At 34.1% G+C, this 17817-nt stretch carries 18 protein-coding genes and 1 pseudogene; 9 read left to right on the top strand and 10 right to left on the bottom strand.

Features of this window, described 5'->3' with window-relative positions; genetic code table 11:
- Window positions 1-79 precede the first annotated feature (79 nt).
- From SBL16_RS05625 to SBL16_RS05615, 3 genes and pseudogenes are all read left to right on the top strand, one after another.
- Complete coding sequence (locus tag SBL16_RS05625) at window positions 80-1498, top strand: anion permease (RefSeq protein ID WP_107612649.1); 1419 nt, start codon at window positions 80-82, stop codon at window positions 1496-1498.
- Between the two features lie 194 nt (window positions 1499-1692).
- Window positions 1693-1779, top strand: a pseudogene (locus tag SBL16_RS05620) (hypothetical protein); the annotation flags it as partial.
- 256 nt (window positions 1780-2035) lie between these two features.
- Entirely contained in the window at window positions 2036-2566 is a 531-nt protein-coding gene (locus SBL16_RS05615) for a hypothetical protein (RefSeq protein ID WP_107634596.1), read from the top strand.
- 73 nt (window positions 2567-2639) lie between these two features.
- Here SBL16_RS05615 and SBL16_RS05610 read toward each other — a convergent pair whose 3' ends face one another.
- The 6 genes from SBL16_RS05610 to SBL16_RS05585 form a co-directional block, all read right to left on the bottom strand.
- Window positions 2640-2840 (bottom strand): hypothetical protein, encoded by a 201-nt coding sequence (locus SBL16_RS05610; RefSeq protein ID WP_142399504.1) that lies wholly within the window; start codon window positions 2838-2840, stop codon window positions 2640-2642.
- 65 nt (window positions 2841-2905) lie between these two features.
- Window positions 2906-3871 (bottom strand): biotin synthase BioB, encoded by a 966-nt coding sequence (gene bioB, locus SBL16_RS05605; RefSeq protein WP_107612642.1) that lies wholly within the window; start codon window positions 3869-3871, stop codon window positions 2906-2908.
- 160 nt (window positions 3872-4031) lie between these two features.
- Window positions 4032-5657: a LeoA/HP0731 family dynamin-like GTPase gene (locus tag SBL16_RS05600; protein ID WP_107626186.1), complete on the bottom strand. Its 1626-nt coding sequence runs from the start codon at window positions 5655-5657 to the stop codon at window positions 4032-4034.
- Window positions 5657-7438, bottom strand: coding sequence for a GTPase domain-containing protein (locus tag SBL16_RS05595; RefSeq protein WP_317953155.1), 1782 nt, complete (start codon window positions 7436-7438; stop codon window positions 5657-5659). Before SBL16_RS05595 ends, SBL16_RS05600 begins: the two co-directional genes overlap by 1 nt.
- The gene (locus SBL16_RS05590) at window positions 7369-7647 is read right to left on the bottom strand and encodes a hypothetical protein (protein WP_107612610.1); all 279 of its coding nucleotides are present in this window, start codon (window positions 7645-7647) and stop codon (window positions 7369-7371) included. Before SBL16_RS05590 ends, SBL16_RS05595 begins: the two co-directional genes overlap by 70 nt.
- A 133-nt stretch (window positions 7648-7780) precedes the next feature.
- Window positions 7781-8974: an NADH-dependent flavin oxidoreductase gene (locus tag SBL16_RS05585; RefSeq protein ID WP_317953152.1), complete on the bottom strand. Its 1194-nt coding sequence runs from the start codon at window positions 8972-8974 to the stop codon at window positions 7781-7783.
- 239 nt (window positions 8975-9213) lie between these two features.
- On the opposite strand from SBL16_RS05585, the gene SBL16_RS05580 reads away from it, so the two are divergent.
- Genes SBL16_RS05580 through SBL16_RS05560 form a run of 5 tightly spaced genes read left to right on the top strand, consistent with a single transcriptional unit; the run spans window position 9214 to window position 13308 of the window.
- Complete coding sequence (locus SBL16_RS05580; RefSeq protein ID WP_107612606.1) at window positions 9214-10215, top strand: LLM class flavin-dependent oxidoreductase; 1002 nt, start codon at window positions 9214-9216, stop codon at window positions 10213-10215.
- Window positions 10216-10236: 21 nt separating this feature from the next.
- Window positions 10237-10578 carry a glycine cleavage system protein H gene (locus SBL16_RS05575; RefSeq protein ID WP_107612603.1) on the top strand — a complete coding sequence of 114 codons (342 nt, stop codon included), beginning with the start codon at window positions 10237-10239 and terminating at the stop codon, window positions 10576-10578.
- Window positions 10579-11376, top strand: a complete 798-nt coding sequence (locus SBL16_RS05570) for a protein-ADP-ribose hydrolase (RefSeq protein WP_107613808.1) — start codon at window positions 10579-10581, stop codon at window positions 11374-11376. It abuts the gene before it with no gap.
- Entirely contained in the window at window positions 11360-12274 is a 915-nt protein-coding gene (locus SBL16_RS05565; RefSeq protein ID WP_107612599.1) for an SIR2 family NAD-dependent protein deacylase, read from the top strand. Before SBL16_RS05570 ends, SBL16_RS05565 begins: the two co-directional genes overlap by 17 nt.
- A gap of 11 nt (window positions 12275-12285) precedes the next feature.
- Window positions 12286-13308 (top strand): lipoate--protein ligase, encoded by a 1023-nt coding sequence (locus SBL16_RS05560; RefSeq protein WP_107612597.1) that lies wholly within the window; start codon window positions 12286-12288, stop codon window positions 13306-13308.
- A 254-nt stretch (window positions 13309-13562) separates the two neighbouring features.
- Here SBL16_RS05560 and arcC read toward each other — a convergent pair whose 3' ends face one another.
- From arcC to SBL16_RS05545, 3 genes are all read right to left on the bottom strand, one after another.
- Window positions 13563-14492, bottom strand: a complete 930-nt coding sequence (gene arcC, locus SBL16_RS05555) for a carbamate kinase (protein WP_107612595.1) — start codon at window positions 14490-14492, stop codon at window positions 13563-13565.
- A gap of 18 nt (window positions 14493-14510) precedes the next feature.
- Window positions 14511-15509: an ornithine carbamoyltransferase gene (gene argF, locus SBL16_RS05550; RefSeq protein WP_011274587.1), complete on the bottom strand. Its 999-nt coding sequence runs from the start codon at window positions 15507-15509 to the stop codon at window positions 14511-14513.
- Window positions 15510-15814: 305 nt separating this feature from the next.
- A complete protein-coding gene (locus SBL16_RS05545; RefSeq protein WP_226955423.1) occupies window positions 15815-16801 on the bottom strand; it encodes a PTS sugar transporter subunit IIC in 987 nt (328 codons plus the stop codon).
- On the opposite strand from SBL16_RS05545, the gene SBL16_RS12200 reads away from it, so the two are divergent.
- Window positions 16755-16892, top strand: coding sequence for a hypothetical protein (locus SBL16_RS12200; RefSeq protein WP_370444498.1), 138 nt, complete (start codon window positions 16755-16757; stop codon window positions 16890-16892). The two genes, SBL16_RS05545 and SBL16_RS12200, sit on opposite strands and share 47 nt — an antisense overlap.
- Window positions 16893-17540: 648 nt before the next feature.
- On the opposite strand, the gene SBL16_RS05535 is transcribed toward SBL16_RS12200, so the two are convergent.
- On the bottom strand, window positions 17541-17708 hold the full coding sequence (locus tag SBL16_RS05535; protein ID WP_317953376.1) for a TM2 domain-containing protein: 168 nt from the start codon (window positions 17706-17708) through the stop codon (window positions 17541-17543).
- Between the last annotated feature and the right edge of the window lie 109 nt (window positions 17709-17817).

Below are 17817 nucleotides of genomic sequence, written 5' to 3'. Positions count from 1 at the left end.
AAAAATGCTCTGTACATTGCTTAAAAATAGGACTATTCTATGTATGAAAATGTTCGAAATTTGGAAAGAAGGTTTCTAGATGAATAACTCTGTTAAATATAAAAAATTTATATTACCTCTAGTCATAGGCATACTTATAGCTGTGATTGCGCCTTTCAGACCTGAATCATTAAGTCTGGATGCATGGCTAATGTTTGCTATATTCGTAGGTACCATTATCGGCTGTATCACACAACCTATGCCTATTGGTGCCGTATCGATCATAGGTTTCACGCTAACCGTTTTAGTTGGTGTTATCGATACAAAGACTGCCGTTCAAGGTTTCGGTAATCCAAGTATTTGGTTGATTGCAATGGCATTCTTTATCTCTAGAGGATTCGTTAAAACTGGACTCGGCCGTCGTATCGCACTTCAGTTCGTAAGATTATTTGGGAAGAAGACACTCGGTCTAGCATACTCACTTGTCGGTGTGGATTTGATTTTAGCACCAGCAACACCTAGTAATACTGCTCGCGCAGGTGGGATTATGTTTCCAATCATTCAGTCGCTCTCTAAATCATTTGATTCTGATCCGAAACAAGGCACCGAGCGTAAGGTGGGGTCATTTTTAATCTTTACTGAATTTCACGGCAACCTTATTACTGCCGCGATGTTCTTAACTGCAATGGCCGGTAACCCCCTTGCTCAGAACTTAGCTGAGAAGACTGCACATGTTCACGTTACTTGGATGAACTGGTTCTTAGCAGCCATCGTTCCTGGTATTGTGTCACTTATCGTCATACCATTTATTATTTATAAAATGTATCCACCAACAGTTAAAGAAACACCTGATGCGAAAGACTGGGCCGAAAATGAATTAGCTGATATGGGTTCAATTGCTAAAGCCGAAAAATTCATGATTGGTGTATTTATTATCGCATTACTACTTTGGGTAGTAGGTAGCTTTATTGGTGTAGACGCTACATTAACTGCGTTTATCGCATTATCTTTATTACTTATTACTGGCGTGTTAGATTGGAAAGATATTTTAAATGAAACTGGCGCTTGGAATACATTAGTGTGGTTCTCAGTGTTAGTGATGATGGCAGATCAACTGAATCAATTAGGCTTTATTCCATGGTTAAGCCATACTATCGCAAACAGTTTAGGCGGTCTAAGTTGGCCAATCGTCCTTGTGATTCTAATAATCTTCTATTTCTATTCACATTACTTATTTGCCAGCTCAACCGCTCATGTCAGTGCCATGTACGCAGCATTACTTGGTGTAGCCGTTGCTGCAGGTGCACCACCATTATTTAGTGCATTAATGCTTGGTTTCTTTGGTAACTTAATGGCCTCTACAACACACTACAGTAGTGGCCCTGCACCTATTCTTTATGCAGCTGGTTACGTTAGTCAGAAACGTTGGTGGCTTATGAACCTAGCCTTAGGCGTTGTGTACTTTGTAATCTGGCTCGGTTTAGGTTCTTTATGGATGAAATTGATAGGTTTGATGTAACTATATTAAGGAGAGGAACAGTGAATTCTGTTTCCCTCCTTTTTTGTTTTTATTCCTTCATATTTATCTCTGCCTTAGTCAATACTATTGAACAAATAAAGACTTTTACTGACATATCTTTTCTGTTTCTAAATATTTTGATGCGTAATATAATTTATAAAAAACATTATATTATAACAAATGAAGATGATACTATGATTCCAGAAGAAAGAAGTTCATATACTTTAACTGAAGAAGAAGTTATCATATTTGCAACTGCAAAGTTTAAGCCTTTTCATAGCTGACTTGAAGAAAATTCACCACAACCAAATCCATTTAAAAAACTAGTAGAAAATGAAAAAGATAAACCATCAACTTTGTAATATCTTTGAACTTACTAACTATGAGCTGGATGATTTTCTTCTCAAACTTATTCCACGTTCCCTATATCCTACTTATAAAATATTTTTCCCTTTTGTCCTCTTGCATGTGATATACAAATTGTTTATGTTTTAATTAAATGATTCTTCTTTTATTTTTTAAAAGTAGGTGCGTAGTATGTATACACATAAAATCGGGCATGTCTTATCACCAAAATTAAAAAACATTGTTGATGTAGACGATCCTAACAAACAGTTAGGAACAATTAAGCGCTTTGAAATACATGGTCTTGAATATTTATTCATTGAGGATATGCGTATTTTTTTCAAAGCAAGATGGCGTATTTTTAACAATGAACAACGCTTAGTATTTAAAGGACGCAGAAAATTTCCATTTATCACCAAAAAATATATCGTTAATTATTTTGAATCGGAACCTCGAGTAACGCATGATATAACCATCCACCAAAAATTATTTCCCGAGAAAACAGATTATCCTTATTTTTATTTTAATGATGATTGTTATACGTTACGTTATGATTTCTTTGAATGGAGTACAATTGTAAATGAAGATACTGGCAGTACAATAGCAAGTTGGAAGTTAATAAGAGAACCAAATAAACAAGTATATTTTGAGTTATTAGATCCCACTATGGCGCAACATCAATTATTATTTTTAGGTATCTTCAATACAATTTTTGAATACTAATTACTTTGTGTTTTAACATAAAAAACCACACGCTTTTCCCTTAAATTCACAGCGTGTGGTTTATGTCTATAATTCAGTGATTTCTATCGTCTTTTCCTCTAATCTTTCTTAAATTGACAATCCCTATCGTAAGTGGCGCATATAAAAACATTAACGCATATGCTACATTAACACCCATTGCAAAATGAAATATACAAAACGCCAATATGCCCACTACAATGAGTAAAATGTTATGCCAACGTTTATCTCCAAATGATGACTGTTTAGATGACATGTTCTTTTCATCCTTTTCCAAATATTATTCTCTTTTATCATATCAAATATCAAAGTCTTCCTAAATTACCCATCAATCTCAAATCCTAAATCTTCAATCATTTGATAGTCGAGTTCGTTTGGTTGTCCACCTGTAATCAAATAATCACCTACAAAGATGGAATTGGCTGCTTTTAATGCGATGGCTTGTAATGAACGTAAATGGACTTCACGCCCACCTGCAATACGAATTTCTTTAGATGGATTAATCAATCGAAACATCGCTATAATTCTTAAACATTTCATCGGAGACAATAAATCGAGTCCCCCGAATTTTGTCCCTTTAATTGGATGTAAGAAATTAATTGGAATACTATCAGCATCAATTTCTCTCAACGCAAATGCCATATCGATAATATCCTTGTTCGTTTCACCCATGCCACAAATAACTCCAGAACATGGCGAGATATGATTCGCTTTCATAATTTCCACCGTACGCACACGATCTTCATATGTATGTGTCGTAACGACTTCACTATGATATCTTTCGCTTGTATTTAAATTATGGTTATAGCGATCCACACCCGCTTCTTTTAACTTCTCCGCTTGTGCCTCATTCGTTAAACCTAAGCATGCGCAAATTTTAAGTTGTGGATGCAACGCTTTAATATCATGGACCGTCTCACAGATATGATCAACCTCTCTATTTGTAGGCCCACGTCCACTCATGACAATACAATATGTGCCAATATGATTCTCCGTCGCTACCTGTGCACCAGCTTTGATTTTGTCAGGTTCAACTAACGCATAGCGTTGTTTTTCTTTCATTTTGACCGATTGACCGCAATAGCCACAGTCTTCTGAACAAATTCCACTTTTCGCATTTAATATCATATTGAGTTTCACTTTTTTCCCGAAAAAGTGTTTCCGAATGATATATGCTTCATTTAATAATTCAAATGTATCAATCGTTTCATCTTCAAATAATGCTAATGCCTCTTCTTTACTTAAAACATCTTGATTTAAAATACGTTCTGCTAAATTTAATGTCATGTTGTTAAACCCCTTATCCTTAAAAAATCCCGCTAAACTCTAAATGTAAACTTTATATAATAATAAGTTTACATTAACAACGTAAAAAATTAAATATTTAGCCGAAAATTAAACAAACCACATTGATTTTATATGAAAAATCAACATGGCTTGTTATATATTATTTGGATATATTAATTAATTCATCTTGAAGGTTACTAACTTGAAGATTAACCTCTTCCAACTCTTTAATTTTTTCTTTGATTATTTCTATACTTTTTTGAGTTTGTAATATTGTAGGAAAATAATCATTAATATATGAATCATAATCTATCTTCTCATTTAGTTCTTTAAAAAAGTGAAAAATAAATTCTTTGTTTTTGGCTAACTTGCTATCTAGTTCATTCTTTTTCTTAATCTCTGAATAAGTACTAAAAATTTCAATACCTGCACCCAATGCAGCGCCACCAAATTTTAATTTTTTTGCTAATTTTTGAATACCCCAAGGCTTAAATTTAATAGGTATTCTAGTAGTATCTCTAAAAACTTTAATTCCATTTGCTAATTGATCACGTGGAATTATATTAATTGATTTAGTAATCTTTCCAGAGGTTTGTCCTAATATTTTTTTTACGGCACTTTCGCTAGCTTCATCGTACTTGTGAGCTTGATTTTTTAACTCATCACTCAAACGTTTCTGTGTCTCTAAAGAGTTCTCAGTTTCAAATTTCATTATACTATCAATCTTATCATTTAATATATAGTTTTCTTCTCCAATATATTCATTGAAAAATGTATTATACTCATTATGATTATTAATTCTACTTAGTTTATTAATGTAATCTTCTCTTAAATCTTTCATTCTTTCTTTAATATTTCTATAACTATCTGTAACATCTTTCGTTAATTGGTTTAATTTTTTTTCAGCATCTTGAAGTTGTGAAGTTGAAATTTCAATAAGATTATTATTTATCTCTCTTTTCTCTTCAAATACTTTATTAAACTGATTTGTACAATCTTGAATTACACTATCTACATTTCCAAATAATAGTTCTTCCTTATATTTTTCAAGATAAGAGTTTAATTTTTCTATTAATAAATTTATTCTTGAAATTTCATTATATTCTTCTATTTTATTTCCCCAAAAATCTAGACCATATCCATAGGGATCAGCCGAAATAGCAATGATATTTTCTTTTTTAGGTTTTACACCTAATTGTTTGAGTGTGTCTTCAACTACTTCAATTTTAATCTTAGCATCATAATCATAGTCATCTTCATCTTCAATATCTGTCACAACGTCCATTTTATTTATTACAAAAAGCGTAGAATCTAATTTATTCAAATCTTTAAGTAACCATTCTACTGTCCCTTTTTGACTATCTTTAATAGGATTCTCAGGATCAATTACGTATATAATTAAATTAGACTCAGAAATATAATCTTTAGTGATTTTTGAATGAATATCATTTTCAGAAAAAAGTCCTGGAGTATCAACAATGACTAATGAATTTTCGTAATTATATTCTTCAACTTTATCAGTAGTAGGCACTGGTGAAATAGCTATATCACTTTCATTAGTAATTGCTTTAATTATACTAGATTTGCCATCGCTATAAGAGCCAAACATTGCAATAACAAATTTTTCGTTATCTAATTGTTTATATGTGTTGTCAATTTTTTCTAGAAAGTTCTGATCAATCTCTATGTCTTCTATTTTTAATACTGGATTTATTATTTTGTCTTTAAAGACTTTTATTTTATTCAAAGCTTGCTCTTTATTTTTCAAATGTGAATTAATACCCATTATCTGAACTCCTTTTGAACCTTTTTAATTTTATCATTATCATATTTTAGTCTTATATAATTTATAAATTCTGTTATCGCTCTTTTTTGAAATTCTTGATTATATTTTAAATAAAGAACCTCATTTCTTATATTACGGTTATATTTAGTAAAAAACTCATCTACACTTTTATGACTTTCAATGAACTTAAGCTTATATATTTTTTTATCAATATATGCATCACCAATTACAAATAAGCTTTTTAAACCAAAACTTATATATGCAAATTCAACCTCTTTTTCTTCTATTAGATTAATTAAATTTTGTGATATTTTCACTTTTAATTTATTTAAATATTGAATTTGATTTGTCATATTAAAGCTTAATTGTCTAATTTTCTTAATATTTTTATCGAGTATTTTATTTTGTTTTTCAATTTGTTGGTTCAATTCTTTTTGTTTTACATATAACTTTCTATTTATATCTTCATACACTTCATTGATATTATTATCTATTTTATGCTGTGCATTTCTATTGTTTGTATTTTGTCGGTTATACTTATCTACTTTACTCCATTTAAATAATTTGCTTCCTAATGTTGAAACTATCCCTACAACCATGAGCGGTATAGCATTTAATGTTGATACTATTGTGCCTAGAACATTCAAAATCAGCTTAGTTATTTCTTTAATGTCAAATGAAATCTTTTTTAATAGTTCTTCAGTATCGACAAAACCATCTGTAAAATCACCAAATTTACTATTAATTTTTATTTGCTCATTCATTTGAGTATAGTATTCATTAATTCGAGTATTTAATTCGCTCAACTCCGATTCATATATTTTTTGTAACATTTTTTCATAATTTTTAGATATTATTTTCACTTCATCATTCAATTTGTCATGATCCCACTTGTTTATATGAGCATCTTCTACTAGTTTGAATAATTTTGCTTTTAATTTAGTAATTTCTACATTAGTATTTTTCTTGATTTTTTTCATTGAGTTATCTATTTCACTACTTATAGACAACTTAGTTTCTTCGAAATTTTCATTAATTTTCTTAAACTGTTTGTCTAAATCTTTCTTACTCACTAATATATTGCTAACTATATCTTCATTTAAAGCTATATATTTATACGTATTACTAATAGCTATTTCATTATTTATTTTCTTTTTATCACTAATTGAATTTAATATATCAACAAATTGATTAAAATTACTGTACTCATATAAGTTTTTTTCAGATCCTATTAATTCTATTGATTTACTCTTTCTTTTAGCATCTTGCTTTTTAGGTATAATATTTCTAGATATTTGTGCCATATAAGCACTTAAAACTACGCTACCCTTATAATGAGAGCCAAAGGTTCTCTTAAATTTTTCTTCTGTTCTCAATTGAACTGTTTTAATATCTTCAGTAATCAATGGTTGGTTTATATTTCGAGAATTCAAAAACTTTTTCACATTCATAATTGAGTAAATATTAGTTTGCTTATCAAGAAAGCGCTTTATTTTATTTAAAGTCCCTTCTTCAGGCTCTTTCTGACTACTAGAAACGTAAAATATAATATGACATTTGTTTAATCCTTTTTTAATTTCATCTTCATATGTATTTTCTTCACCTTCCATACCAGGTAGGTCTAGTATCTTAAAATCATTATAGTTTTTTTCTGTAGTTTCTTTAGTAAAGTCTTTTGTTCCATCACCTATACTATTTCCATTACCTTTAATTAAAGTTTCAACAATAGTACTTTTACCAGCATTTGTTTCACCAAAAAACCAATCGTCAATTTTGACCATTCCAAATTTTCTTTTAAATCACTAATTTGTTCGTTAACTTTATCTATCGCTTCTTCTACTGTTTCTCCCATTTTATCTAGGTTTGACTTAATATTCTCATCTTTAATATTACGACTTGATAATTTTTTTATATTTTCTAAATACATTTTAGTATCATTGAATATTTTATTTAAATTTTGACCAAATGAAACTATATTCACATTACCCATTTAGTAATCTCCCTATTACTTTCATATTAATATATACATAAATTATATTTAATTAATATGTAATATACAATATAAAGTTTTATCATAATAAAGGAACCCTGCTAATTTATATTTTAATTAGCAGGGTTCGGAATCATTCTTCATCGTAATTCTTCTCTAATTTACGCAATTCATCACGTGTTTTCTTCTGCAGGCCTTCGCCATAATCCATCATTTGTACAATATCTTTAAAGGCAGCATGTGGAATAGCCAGCTCATCTAACTCATCTGGATGTACATGTAAGTCAATGGCGTCTTCACGTCCTTCTGCCAATTTATACACGAAATCTGGTTCTGTGACAAATGGTGAAGACATGCCAACCATATCAGCGTTACTTAAAGCATCTAGTGCCGTCTCAGGTGAATTAATACCGCCGCTTGCAATGAGTGGTATACGACCATTTAAATGTTCATATACGACTTGATTAACGCGTCGTCCATAATGTGCGCCAGGTGTACGTGTCTTATTCTGATAAATATTACGCCCCCAACTTGCGATAGCTAGATAATGAATATTGGCAACGTCCATAACCCAATCGATATGTTGATTAAATTCATCGACGGTATAGCCTAAGTCACTACCTCTAGTTTCTTCAGGTGTTGCTCTATAGCCGAAGATGAAATCACTTGGTGCTTCATCATCAATCACTTTCTGTACTGCTTGCATGACCTCTAAGCCAAAGCGTGCTCGATTCTCTAATGAATCAACACCATACTGGTCATGACGTTGATTAGAGAATGTTGAGAAGTATGTTTGTAATAATAAACGTTGTGCGACTGAAATCTCAACACCATCAAAGCCCGCTTGGATCGCACGAGATGTCGCATCTGCATATTGTTGTGTAACTTCATGAATTTTATCAACTGACATCTCTAACACGTTATGTTTAATTGGTGAATGCAAGGTCATTGGACTGGGGCCATACACTTCTCCATAATTCATAATTGCAGTATTGGAGAATCTTCCAGCATGTGCGAGTTGAATAATCGCTTTATTACCATCTTGTTTCATCGCTTGCGCAACTTTTCTAAGACCAGGAATACAAGCATCATCAGAGATATTAAAGCCGTATTCAAACAATTGTCCATATGGCTCAATATATGCTGCGCCGGTTACTTGCAATCCTGCTGAACTTGCGCGTCGTTTCGCATAACGTAAATCTTCTTCTGTGATATGTCCTTCTTTCGTAGATGAGTTCGTCGTCATTGGCGAAAGGACAAATCGATTGGCTAATGTAATGCCATTAGATAATGTAATGGGTTCTAGCAATGGTGCGAATTTCGACATTTATGACATCCTCTTTCGTTCATTTTTGTATTATTTTCAAAGTATCATGCTTTATGACAATACTCAATCGACTTGTTTGTGAACTGTTTGGACACCCCTTTTCAGGAAAAGAAGAAAAGCACTAGAACATTTGTGTGACGTATAAACTAAATTCCTACAAAATTTCACTAAACACGTTAAAATGGTGGTGGGTATTATAATTAAGGGACTAAACAATTAACTTTGGAGATGAGCGCCAAGTGGATTTCAATATATTAGATTATGCCATGATTGATGAAGGCAAGGATGCAACACAAGCGTTACAAGACACCACAAGACTTGCGAAACTCGCTGATGACTTAGGCTACAAGCGTTTCTGGTTAACAGAACATCATGATGTTCCAGCGTTTGCGAGTGGTAGTCCTGAACTCTTAATGATGCATTTGTTAGGGGAAACGAAGCGCATTAAGTTAGGGTCTGGTGGCGTCATGTTGCCTCACTATAGCCCATTTAAAGTGGCCGAAAATTTTAAAATTCTAGAGGCACTCCATCCTGGTCGGGTTGACTTGGGTATCGGCAATAATCCAGGTACAGCGGTGGTCAAACGTGCAATGGATGAGGATAAGCGTGACTACCTTGATTATGCACAAGGCATTGAGGATATTCGTCATTATTTGACACGAGCACCAAAGGAACAACGTGTAGGACAAATCATTAGTCAACCTCACCTATCACGTCATCCAGAAATGTGGCTCTTAAGTGCGAGTCAACGCTCAGCTAAATTAGCTGCTACACAAGGCATGGGCTACACCTTAGGAACATTCTTATTACCTAGCCAAGATAAAATTGATGCAGCTAAAGCGTCAGTAGAAACGTATCGTGAACATTTTCAACAAACTGCGTTAAACATGTCACCCACAGTCATGTTAACAACGTTTGCGATTGTAACGGACACTGAAGAAGAAGCGCAAGACTTACTACACGCTCTTGACGTATGGTTATTAGGGAAACGTCAATTTGCCGAGTTCGACCGCTTCCCATCCATCGAAACAGCACGACAATACAACTTAAGTGACCGTGATAAACGCGTTATCGCTCAGCATCGTGCACGCATCTTAGCTGGCACAATCGAGCAAGTGAAACCCCGCTTGGACGCAATGATCCAAGAATTTAAGGCGGATGAAGTCTTAGTCGTACCGCTATTACCAGGCATCGACCAACGATGTCGTACAATTGAACGCATCGCACAAGCGTATTTATAAATAAAGAAAGGATGATATGAAATGGCTAAATTAGCTAATTATTTATATGTTGAAAAGGTAGGAAACCAATATATTTATCGTATGACACCTGAATTACAAGATGACGTAGGTACTGTAGGCTATGTAGAATTTATGGGACCAGACGACGTTAACGTCAATGATGAAATTGTAAGTATCGAAGCATCAAAAACTGTATTAGATGTGCAATCTCCACTTGCTGGTAAAATCGTCGAACGTAATACAAAAGCTGAAGATGAACCAGCGATTTTAAATTCTGAAAAACCAGAAGAAAATTGGTTAGTTAAATTAGAAAATGTAGATGAAGCAGCATACGACGCATTACCAGATCCAGATAAGGACTAAATGCCAGTGAACCAACAAGAACGCTTAGCTTATCTTATTGAAACGATGTGGAAGGAACAATATGGTGACAAACCTTTAGACTTCCCTCACACTGACACAGAACAATGGGAACTTTATCGAGGTTTAGCCAATGTGCGCCCTCCTATGCCTGTTAGTTCTGAGTACTTAGATATTCAAGATGCCTATTTATCTACATTAAACAACCAACAAGACATTACACATATTGATGATTTAACGCCTGTTTCAGATGAACCATTATATTTATGGCAAGGTGACATTACAACACTTGAAATTGACGGTATAGTCAACGCAGCGAATAGCCGATTCTTAGGATGTATGCAAGCGAATCACGACTGCATAGATAACATTATTCATACCAAGGCTGGTGTACAGTTACGTCTAGATTGCGCTCATATAATTGAGCAACAAGGACGTAAAGAAGGTGTTGGTAAAGCAAAGATTACCTCTGCTTATAATTTACCAGCCAAATATGTCATTCATACGGTTGGCCCGCAAATTCGTAAACAACCTGTATCTCAGATGAATAAAGATTTGCTTGCACGTTGTTATCGTAGCTGTCTAGCGCTTGCCGATGAAAAGGGGTTAAGACACTTAGCATTCTGTTGTATTTCAACAGGTGTCTTTGGATTCCCACAAGATGAGGCAAGTCGTATAGCGATTGAAACGACACGTCAATATTTACATGAAACTGGCTCAGAGTTGAAAGTACTCTTTAACGTATTTACAGACAGAGATATAGAACTATATAAGGAGGCTTTCAATGACAACAACAGATAACCCAACGCATAACGAGAATTGGATAGCGCTTGATAAGGCGCAACAACAAGACACCACTCAAACGGATATTTTGGCACAAGCCATTGATGAAGCTGATGCCATTGTTGTCGGCATAGGCGCTGGTATGTCTGCTTCAGACGGTTTCACTTATATTGGTGAACGTTTTACGCAGAACTTTCCCGACTTTATCGAGAAATATAATTTCTTCGATATGTTGCAAGCGAGTTTGCACCCGTTTGATAGTTGGCAGGAATATTGGGCATTTGAAAGTCGTTTCGTGAAGTTGAACTACTTAGACCAACCTGTCGGCCCTTCTTACGTTGCACTTAAAAAGATGCTTGAACACAAGGATTATCATATTATTACGACCAATGCAGATAATGCCTTTTTAGTGGCAGATTATGATTTAAATAAAGTATTCCATATTCAAGGAGAATACATTCTTTGGCAATGTAGCCAACACTGTCATGCACAAACCTATCGTGATGATGATGCCATTCGCGAAATGGTAGCCAAGCAAGAAGACATGAAAATCCCATATGAGTTGATTCCACATTGCCCAAAATGTGATGCCCCTATGGAGATTAACAAACGTAAAGCACAAGTCGGCATGGTTGAAGATGCAGATTTCCATGCACAATTAGATCGCTACAATCATTTTCTAGATACTCATAAGAATGGCAAAGTGTTATATCTTGAAATTGGTATTGGTTATACGACACCACAATTTGTGAAACATCCTTTCCAACGCATGACGCGTCACAATCCCAATGCCGTGTTTATGACGTTAAACAAGAAAGCGTATCGTATCCCTAAATCAATCCAAGATAGAACCATTCATCTTACTGAAGATATAGCATCATTAATCATTAACGCACAAAGACAATTAACAACTTAGGAGACGAAAACATGTATTTAATAGAACCTATTCGTAATGGTAAATATATCGATGATGGCGCCGTAAACTTGGCGATGCAAGTATATATTAATAACAATATCTTTCTGGACGAAGATATATTACTTCCATATTATTGCCAACCTAAAGTAGAAATCGGTCGTTTCCAGAATACAGCGGTTGAAATCAATCAAGACTACGTCGATGAGAACAACATTAAAGTCGTACGTCGCGATACAGGCGGTGGCGCAGTTTACGTCGATGATGGTGCTGTCAACGTATGTTGTATTTTAGAACAAGATACATCCATTTATGGTGATTTCCAACGCTTCTACCGCCCTGCTATTCAAGCGTTGCATAATTTAGGCGCAACTGACGTCATTCAAAGTGGTCGTAATGATCTCGCTTTAAATGACAAGAAAATTTCAGGTGCTGCGATGACATTATTGAATAACCGTATTTATGGTGGTTATTCATTACTATTAGATGTCGATTACGACGCCATGGTCAACGTATTGAAACCAAACCGTAAGAAGATTGAATCTAAAGGCATCAAATCAGTCCGTGCCCGCGTCGGTCAAATCCGCGACGCTTTAGACCCTAAATATCAAGATATCACCATTCATGAATTCAAAGATCTCATGATTAAGCAAATTATGGGAATAGATGGCATTAAAGATGCCAAACGCTATGAATTAACAGACGAAGATTGGGCTGGCATTGATCAATTAGTCGCTGAAAAGTATGATAATTGGGAATGGAACTATGGCCGTTCACCACGATATGAATACAATCGAAATGAGCGCTTTAGTTGTGGCACAATTGATATTTCCCTATCAATTGAACATAACCGTATTGCCGCTTGTCGTATTTATGGCGATTTCTTTGGCCAAGGTAACATTCACGATGTTGAGGAACATTTAATTGGTACGCGTATGGTCAAAGCTGACTTGATTGAACGTTTAAATGACATTGATTTGACGTTCTACTTCGGCAATCTTAGCGTAGAAGAATTTGTGTCATTTATATTGAGTTAATTACAATAAGGTAATTTGAAGTCGCATTTTTACACTTTCTGATATTGAAATGCTTTAACAAGTTTCATAATACATTTAGTAAACACCAGTCCCCTCACTACGCCAACTAGTGAGGGGATTTTTGATACCCAAACGACCACTAAAAAAACCTGAGCTTACGTATGTAAATCACATACATTAAGCCCAGATTCAACTTATTTATTAAAATGTATTGAGTGTTATTGTATAACCATGTCAAAAGTCAATCACGTTTATTATTTTTTAATTAATGTACCAATCTTACCGTCTAGGGCATCTCCTAAATCTTCAAGAGATGTGATTAATGCACTACCTTCTGGATTTTTCTCGATAAATTGTAATGCCGCTTCTACTTTAGGTAACATACTACCTTTTGCGAATTGACCGTCAGCAATATGTTGATTCATTTCATCCACTGTTACTTCACCTAAAGCTTCTTGATTATCTTTACCGTAATTAATATAAACATAATCTACTGCTGTTAAGATAATTAATTGATCTGATTTTAAGTGTGCTGCTAGTAAAGCACTTGTTTTATCTTTATCGATAACAGCATCGACGCCTTTATAGTTACCTTCTTCTTTGACAACTGGGATACCGCCACCACCAGCTGCAATAACTAATGTACCGTGTTTAATTAATGTTTCAATGCTATCTAATTCTACAATGTTGATTGGCATTGGAGAAGGTACAACACGACGATAACCTCGTCCAGAGTCTTCTACAAATTTGTAACCTTTTTCTTCCATTGTTTGTTCCGCTTGTTCTTTTGTATAGAATAAGCCAATTGGTTTCGTAGGATTATTGAATGCTTGGTCATCACCAGCTACTTCAACTTGAGTCACTAATGTAACCACTTGTTTATCAATATTTAAAGCATGAAGTTCATTTAATAAGCTTTCTTGTAGTTGATAACCAATGTAAGCTTGACTCATTGCGCCACATTCTGGGAATGGGAACGCTGGTCCTTGACCATTTTCAGCTGCATAATTTAATCCTAAATTAATACTGCCGACTTGTGGTCCATTACCATGGCTGATTACAACTTCATAACCTTTTTGGATTAAGCTAACTAATGATTTAGCTGTTCCTTTAACTAATTCTAATTGCTCTTCAGGTGATTGTCCTAAAGCGTTACCACCTAAAGCCACTACGATTTTAGACATAGGTAGGTCTCCCTTCAATTATTCTCCTAAAGTTGCAACCATTACAGCTTTAATAGTGTGTGCTCTGTTTTCAGCTTCTTGGAAGACAACAGATTGTTCACTTTCAAAGACTTCGTCAGCAACTTCCATTTCAGTTAAGCCATATTTTTCTTGGATTTCTTTACCAATTTTAGTTTCAGTATCGTGGAATGATGGTAAGCAGTGTTCAAAGATGGCACGTGGGTTACCAGTTTTTTCCATCATTTCTTTAGTTACACGATATGGTTCTAATAATTTGATACGTTTTTCCCAAACTTCATCAGGTTCACCCATTGATACCCAAACGTCTGTATAGATAACGTCTGAACCTTTAACACCTTCATCGATGTCATCAGTCACTAAGATTTCGCCACCATTTTTAGCTGCGATTTCTTTACAACGGTTTAATAACTCATCTGTTGGATTTAATTCTTTAGGGCAAACTAAGTGGAAAGTCATTCCCATGATAGCTGCACCTTGCATTAATGCATTTGCTACATTGTTACGTCCATCTCCAACATATGTGAAGTTGATTTCGTGGTAAGGTTTTTTCAATACTTCTTTTGCTGTTAAGAAGTCAGCAAGTACTTGAGTTGGATGATCTTCATCTGTTAAGCCGTTCCACACAGGCACACCTGAATATTTCGCTAATTCTTCAACAGTACGTTGTGAGAAGCCACGGTATTCGATTCCATCATACATACCACCTAATACACGAGCAGTATCTTTCGCAGATTCTTTTTTACCCATTTGGCTTCCAGTTGGTCCAAGATATGTCACGTGAGCGCCTTGATCATATGCTGCAGTTTCAAACGCACAACGTGTACGAGTAGAATCTTTTTCAAAAATTAATGCGATGTTTTTACCTTTAAGTTTTTGCTGTTCTATACCGGCGTATTTCGCGCGTTTTAAATCCTCTGATAGATTTAGTAAAAACTCAACCTCTTTTTGTGAAAAGTCTAATAGTGTTAAAAAACTTCTGTTTCTTAAATTTTGCATCTTGTACAACTCCTTTGTGATATCTTTCACATGTATTGTAAGCGATTGCAAAATATAATACAACACTTTTCAAATAACTTTATAAATTATTTATGTATAATTGACAAAATGTTTACAATAACATGTTTTTTGATATATTTACAATTTTTAGCGCTATAATGAAAGTGATTACTATGATTTTTATGATTTTATTATTACACATAAAATAGCATTATTAAACTTATTTAGTAAATACTTTCTTTTAAGAATTTATATATCAAAAAACCTTCTTTGTAATTACGATACAAAGAAGGTTTATTTTAGTGCTATGCGTCTTTAGCGCCTCGATCAATCATATCTTGTTTAGTAACAATTGGATATTTCTTAAATACGAGTGAACCAATCCAACCTGCAAGTCCACCAACGATAGCCATGACAACGCCATAAATAACGACTGTCATTGGATTATTAAAACCAAACATTACAAGGAATCCAGCAATTGGTGTTGCTGTTCCTGTCGCATCATTGATCATGCCTGATAATGCGATTATTAAACCTGCAGCTGCTCCACCAAAGAAATTCGTTATGTAAATCGGAATTGGGTTAGCTGATACTATATCTGCTTGTGACAAAGGTTCAATACTTACTGAAATCGTTGACTTGCGATCACCTAATTTTAAACGGTGGAATAATGTACCGTTCATAAATGCTGAACTAAATGCTGCCATAGCCCCGATTGCCATAGGTATACCTGTTAGTCCTAATAAAGCTGTCAATGCCATTGAACTTAATGGCGCAGTACCAACAACTGTAATAATACCGCCAAGAACGATACCCATAAATATTGGGTTCGTATCTGTACTACTTTGAATAATGTCGCCAATTTTTAAAAGTGTATTATTAACGACTGGCGTTAAACCTGCTGCAATCAATCTTGCAAGTGGTGCAAGTAGAACTACTGAACCAATCAAATCAACACCATCTGGAACGTATTTCTCTGTATACTTCATAACGTAACCGATAAGGTAACCTGCGAAGAAACCAGGTAAGAGATCCATACCACCACAGGCAGCACCAATAACTAGTGCGTAGACTGGAGATACACCAATCGCAAGCGCAGTTAAGCCGGCTGCAGCAACACCGCCAAGACCTCCCGCAGCATCCCCTAGCTCTTCTAGAAATTTGATTCCGAATACTTCTCCACCAACATACTTGTTGAATGCTTCGACTAAGAATGTCGCAATAGCCGCGTTTGCCAGTGCTCCCATCGCACGCATTCCGTTAGGCGCTTTATACGTAAATAATGTAAAAATAATAAGAACTAAAATTAAGAATAAAGTACCAATTAGTAAATCCATAAAATTTTCCCATCCCCTTGTAGATAATAAAAAAATGAGAATATAAGTTAACTGTTTTAGACGCCTAAAGTTATCTTTTATCCTCATTTAGTGACTATTTTACTAAAAAAACAAATTATATTCCACGGAATTTATTATTTTTTATGTAAAAAGCAAAATTAATACTATGCAAAAGAATATATACGAATTTCGCATTTAATATTATTATTTGGTAATTGGAATGACTTTTTATTTATTATTAACGTAGCGCAATTTTAAGTAGATTACTTTTGATTTCAATAAAGTTAATATTTTTATTCTTTTTGTTTGTTAAAAGAGTTTTATTTTAATTTGAATGGGTATTTATTAAAAGTAGATACATAATTGATGTATTTGTTTTGGGATAATCATTGCATTAGTAATTTCTTACGTGTTGAATTACATGCTCTTTTCTTTTCAATTTAGATTGAATTACTCACACTTCCTTAAATTATAGAGTACATTTATGAATCACTAATGATCCCATGCCGATAAAATGTATCCTTACTATACATTTTATTAAAACCCAATAATTGTATTTTCCCAAAACGCCAATATGGCCGTTAAAGCACTTATAGTTCTCCCAATGCTATAAGTGCTTTTGCTATGCATAAAACAAGGGAATGAAACTGAATTCAAGTTAAATTCTGTCTCACTCCCTACTCCATATTATGTCTTAAATATTACCTTGGGCATCTGCAGTTTTTATAAATGCTATAACTCCCTCTATCATTCCAATAACACCAGGAATACCTGTCCAACAAAAAAATATATATAATAGTGCTTTACCATATTGCTTTCTATAAAATCTGTGTGCCCCCAAGCTACCTAAACATACTAAGATTAGCTGTGAAGAAATCTATGACGATAGATTTTTTCACAGCTATTTTTTATAGTTGTAGAGAGAAGTAGACTGTAGGCTCCCTTGGATTTTAAATCCGTATTATAAACTA

Source organism: Staphylococcus sp. NWU MK-U1, from assembly GCF_033283505.1.
GTDB lineage: Bacteria > Bacillota > Bacilli > Staphylococcales > Staphylococcaceae > Staphylococcus > Staphylococcus haemolyticus.
The sequence above is the reverse complement of the archived record's forward strand: the minus strand, read 5'-3'. Positions and strand labels throughout refer to the sequence as shown.

What these genes read in the sequence shown, in the direction of transcription:
- SBL16_RS05595 (WP_317953155.1), bottom strand. Translation starts at nt 7,438, where the DNA reads ATGGTCAAAATTGACGATTGGTTTTTTGGTGAAACAAATGCTGGTAAA.
- SBL16_RS05590 (WP_107612610.1), bottom strand. Translation starts at nt 7,647, where the DNA reads ATGGGTAATGTGAATATAGTTTCATTTGGTCAAAATTTAAATAAAATA.
- bioB (WP_107612642.1), bottom strand. Translation starts at nt 3,871, where the DNA reads ATGACATTAAATTTAGCAGAACGTATTTTAAATCAAGATGTTTTAAGT.
- SBL16_RS05625 (WP_107612649.1), top strand. Translation starts at nt 80, where the DNA reads ATGAATAACTCTGTTAAATATAAAAAATTTATATTACCTCTAGTCATA.
- SBL16_RS05570 (WP_107613808.1), top strand. Translation starts at nt 10,579, where the DNA reads ATGCCAGTGAACCAACAAGAACGCTTAGCTTATCTTATTGAAACGATG.
- SBL16_RS05565 (WP_107612599.1), top strand. Translation starts at nt 11,360, where the DNA reads ATGACAACAACAGATAACCCAACGCATAACGAGAATTGGATAGCGCTT.
- SBL16_RS05610 (WP_142399504.1), bottom strand. Translation starts at nt 2,840, where the DNA reads ATGTCATCTAAACAGTCATCATTTGGAGATAAACGTTGGCATAACATT.
- argF (WP_011274587.1), bottom strand. Translation starts at nt 15,509, where the DNA reads ATGCAAAATTTAAGAAACAGAAGTTTTTTAACACTATTAGACTTTTCA.
- SBL16_RS05615 (WP_107634596.1), top strand. Translation starts at nt 2,036, where the DNA reads ATGTATACACATAAAATCGGGCATGTCTTATCACCAAAATTAAAAAAC.
- SBL16_RS05575 (WP_107612603.1), top strand. Translation starts at nt 10,237, where the DNA reads ATGGCTAAATTAGCTAATTATTTATATGTTGAAAAGGTAGGAAACCAA.
- arcC (WP_107612595.1), bottom strand. Translation starts at nt 14,492, where the DNA reads ATGTCTAAAATCGTAGTGGCTTTAGGTGGTAACGCTTTAGGACAATCA.
- SBL16_RS05600 (WP_107626186.1), bottom strand. Translation starts at nt 5,657, where the DNA reads ATGGGTATTAATTCACATTTGAAAAATAAAGAGCAAGCTTTGAATAAA.
- SBL16_RS05585 (WP_317953152.1), bottom strand. Translation starts at nt 8,974, where the DNA reads ATGTCGAAATTCGCACCATTGCTAGAACCCATTACATTATCTAATGGC.
- SBL16_RS05560 (WP_107612597.1), top strand. Translation starts at nt 12,286, where the DNA reads ATGTATTTAATAGAACCTATTCGTAATGGTAAATATATCGATGATGGC.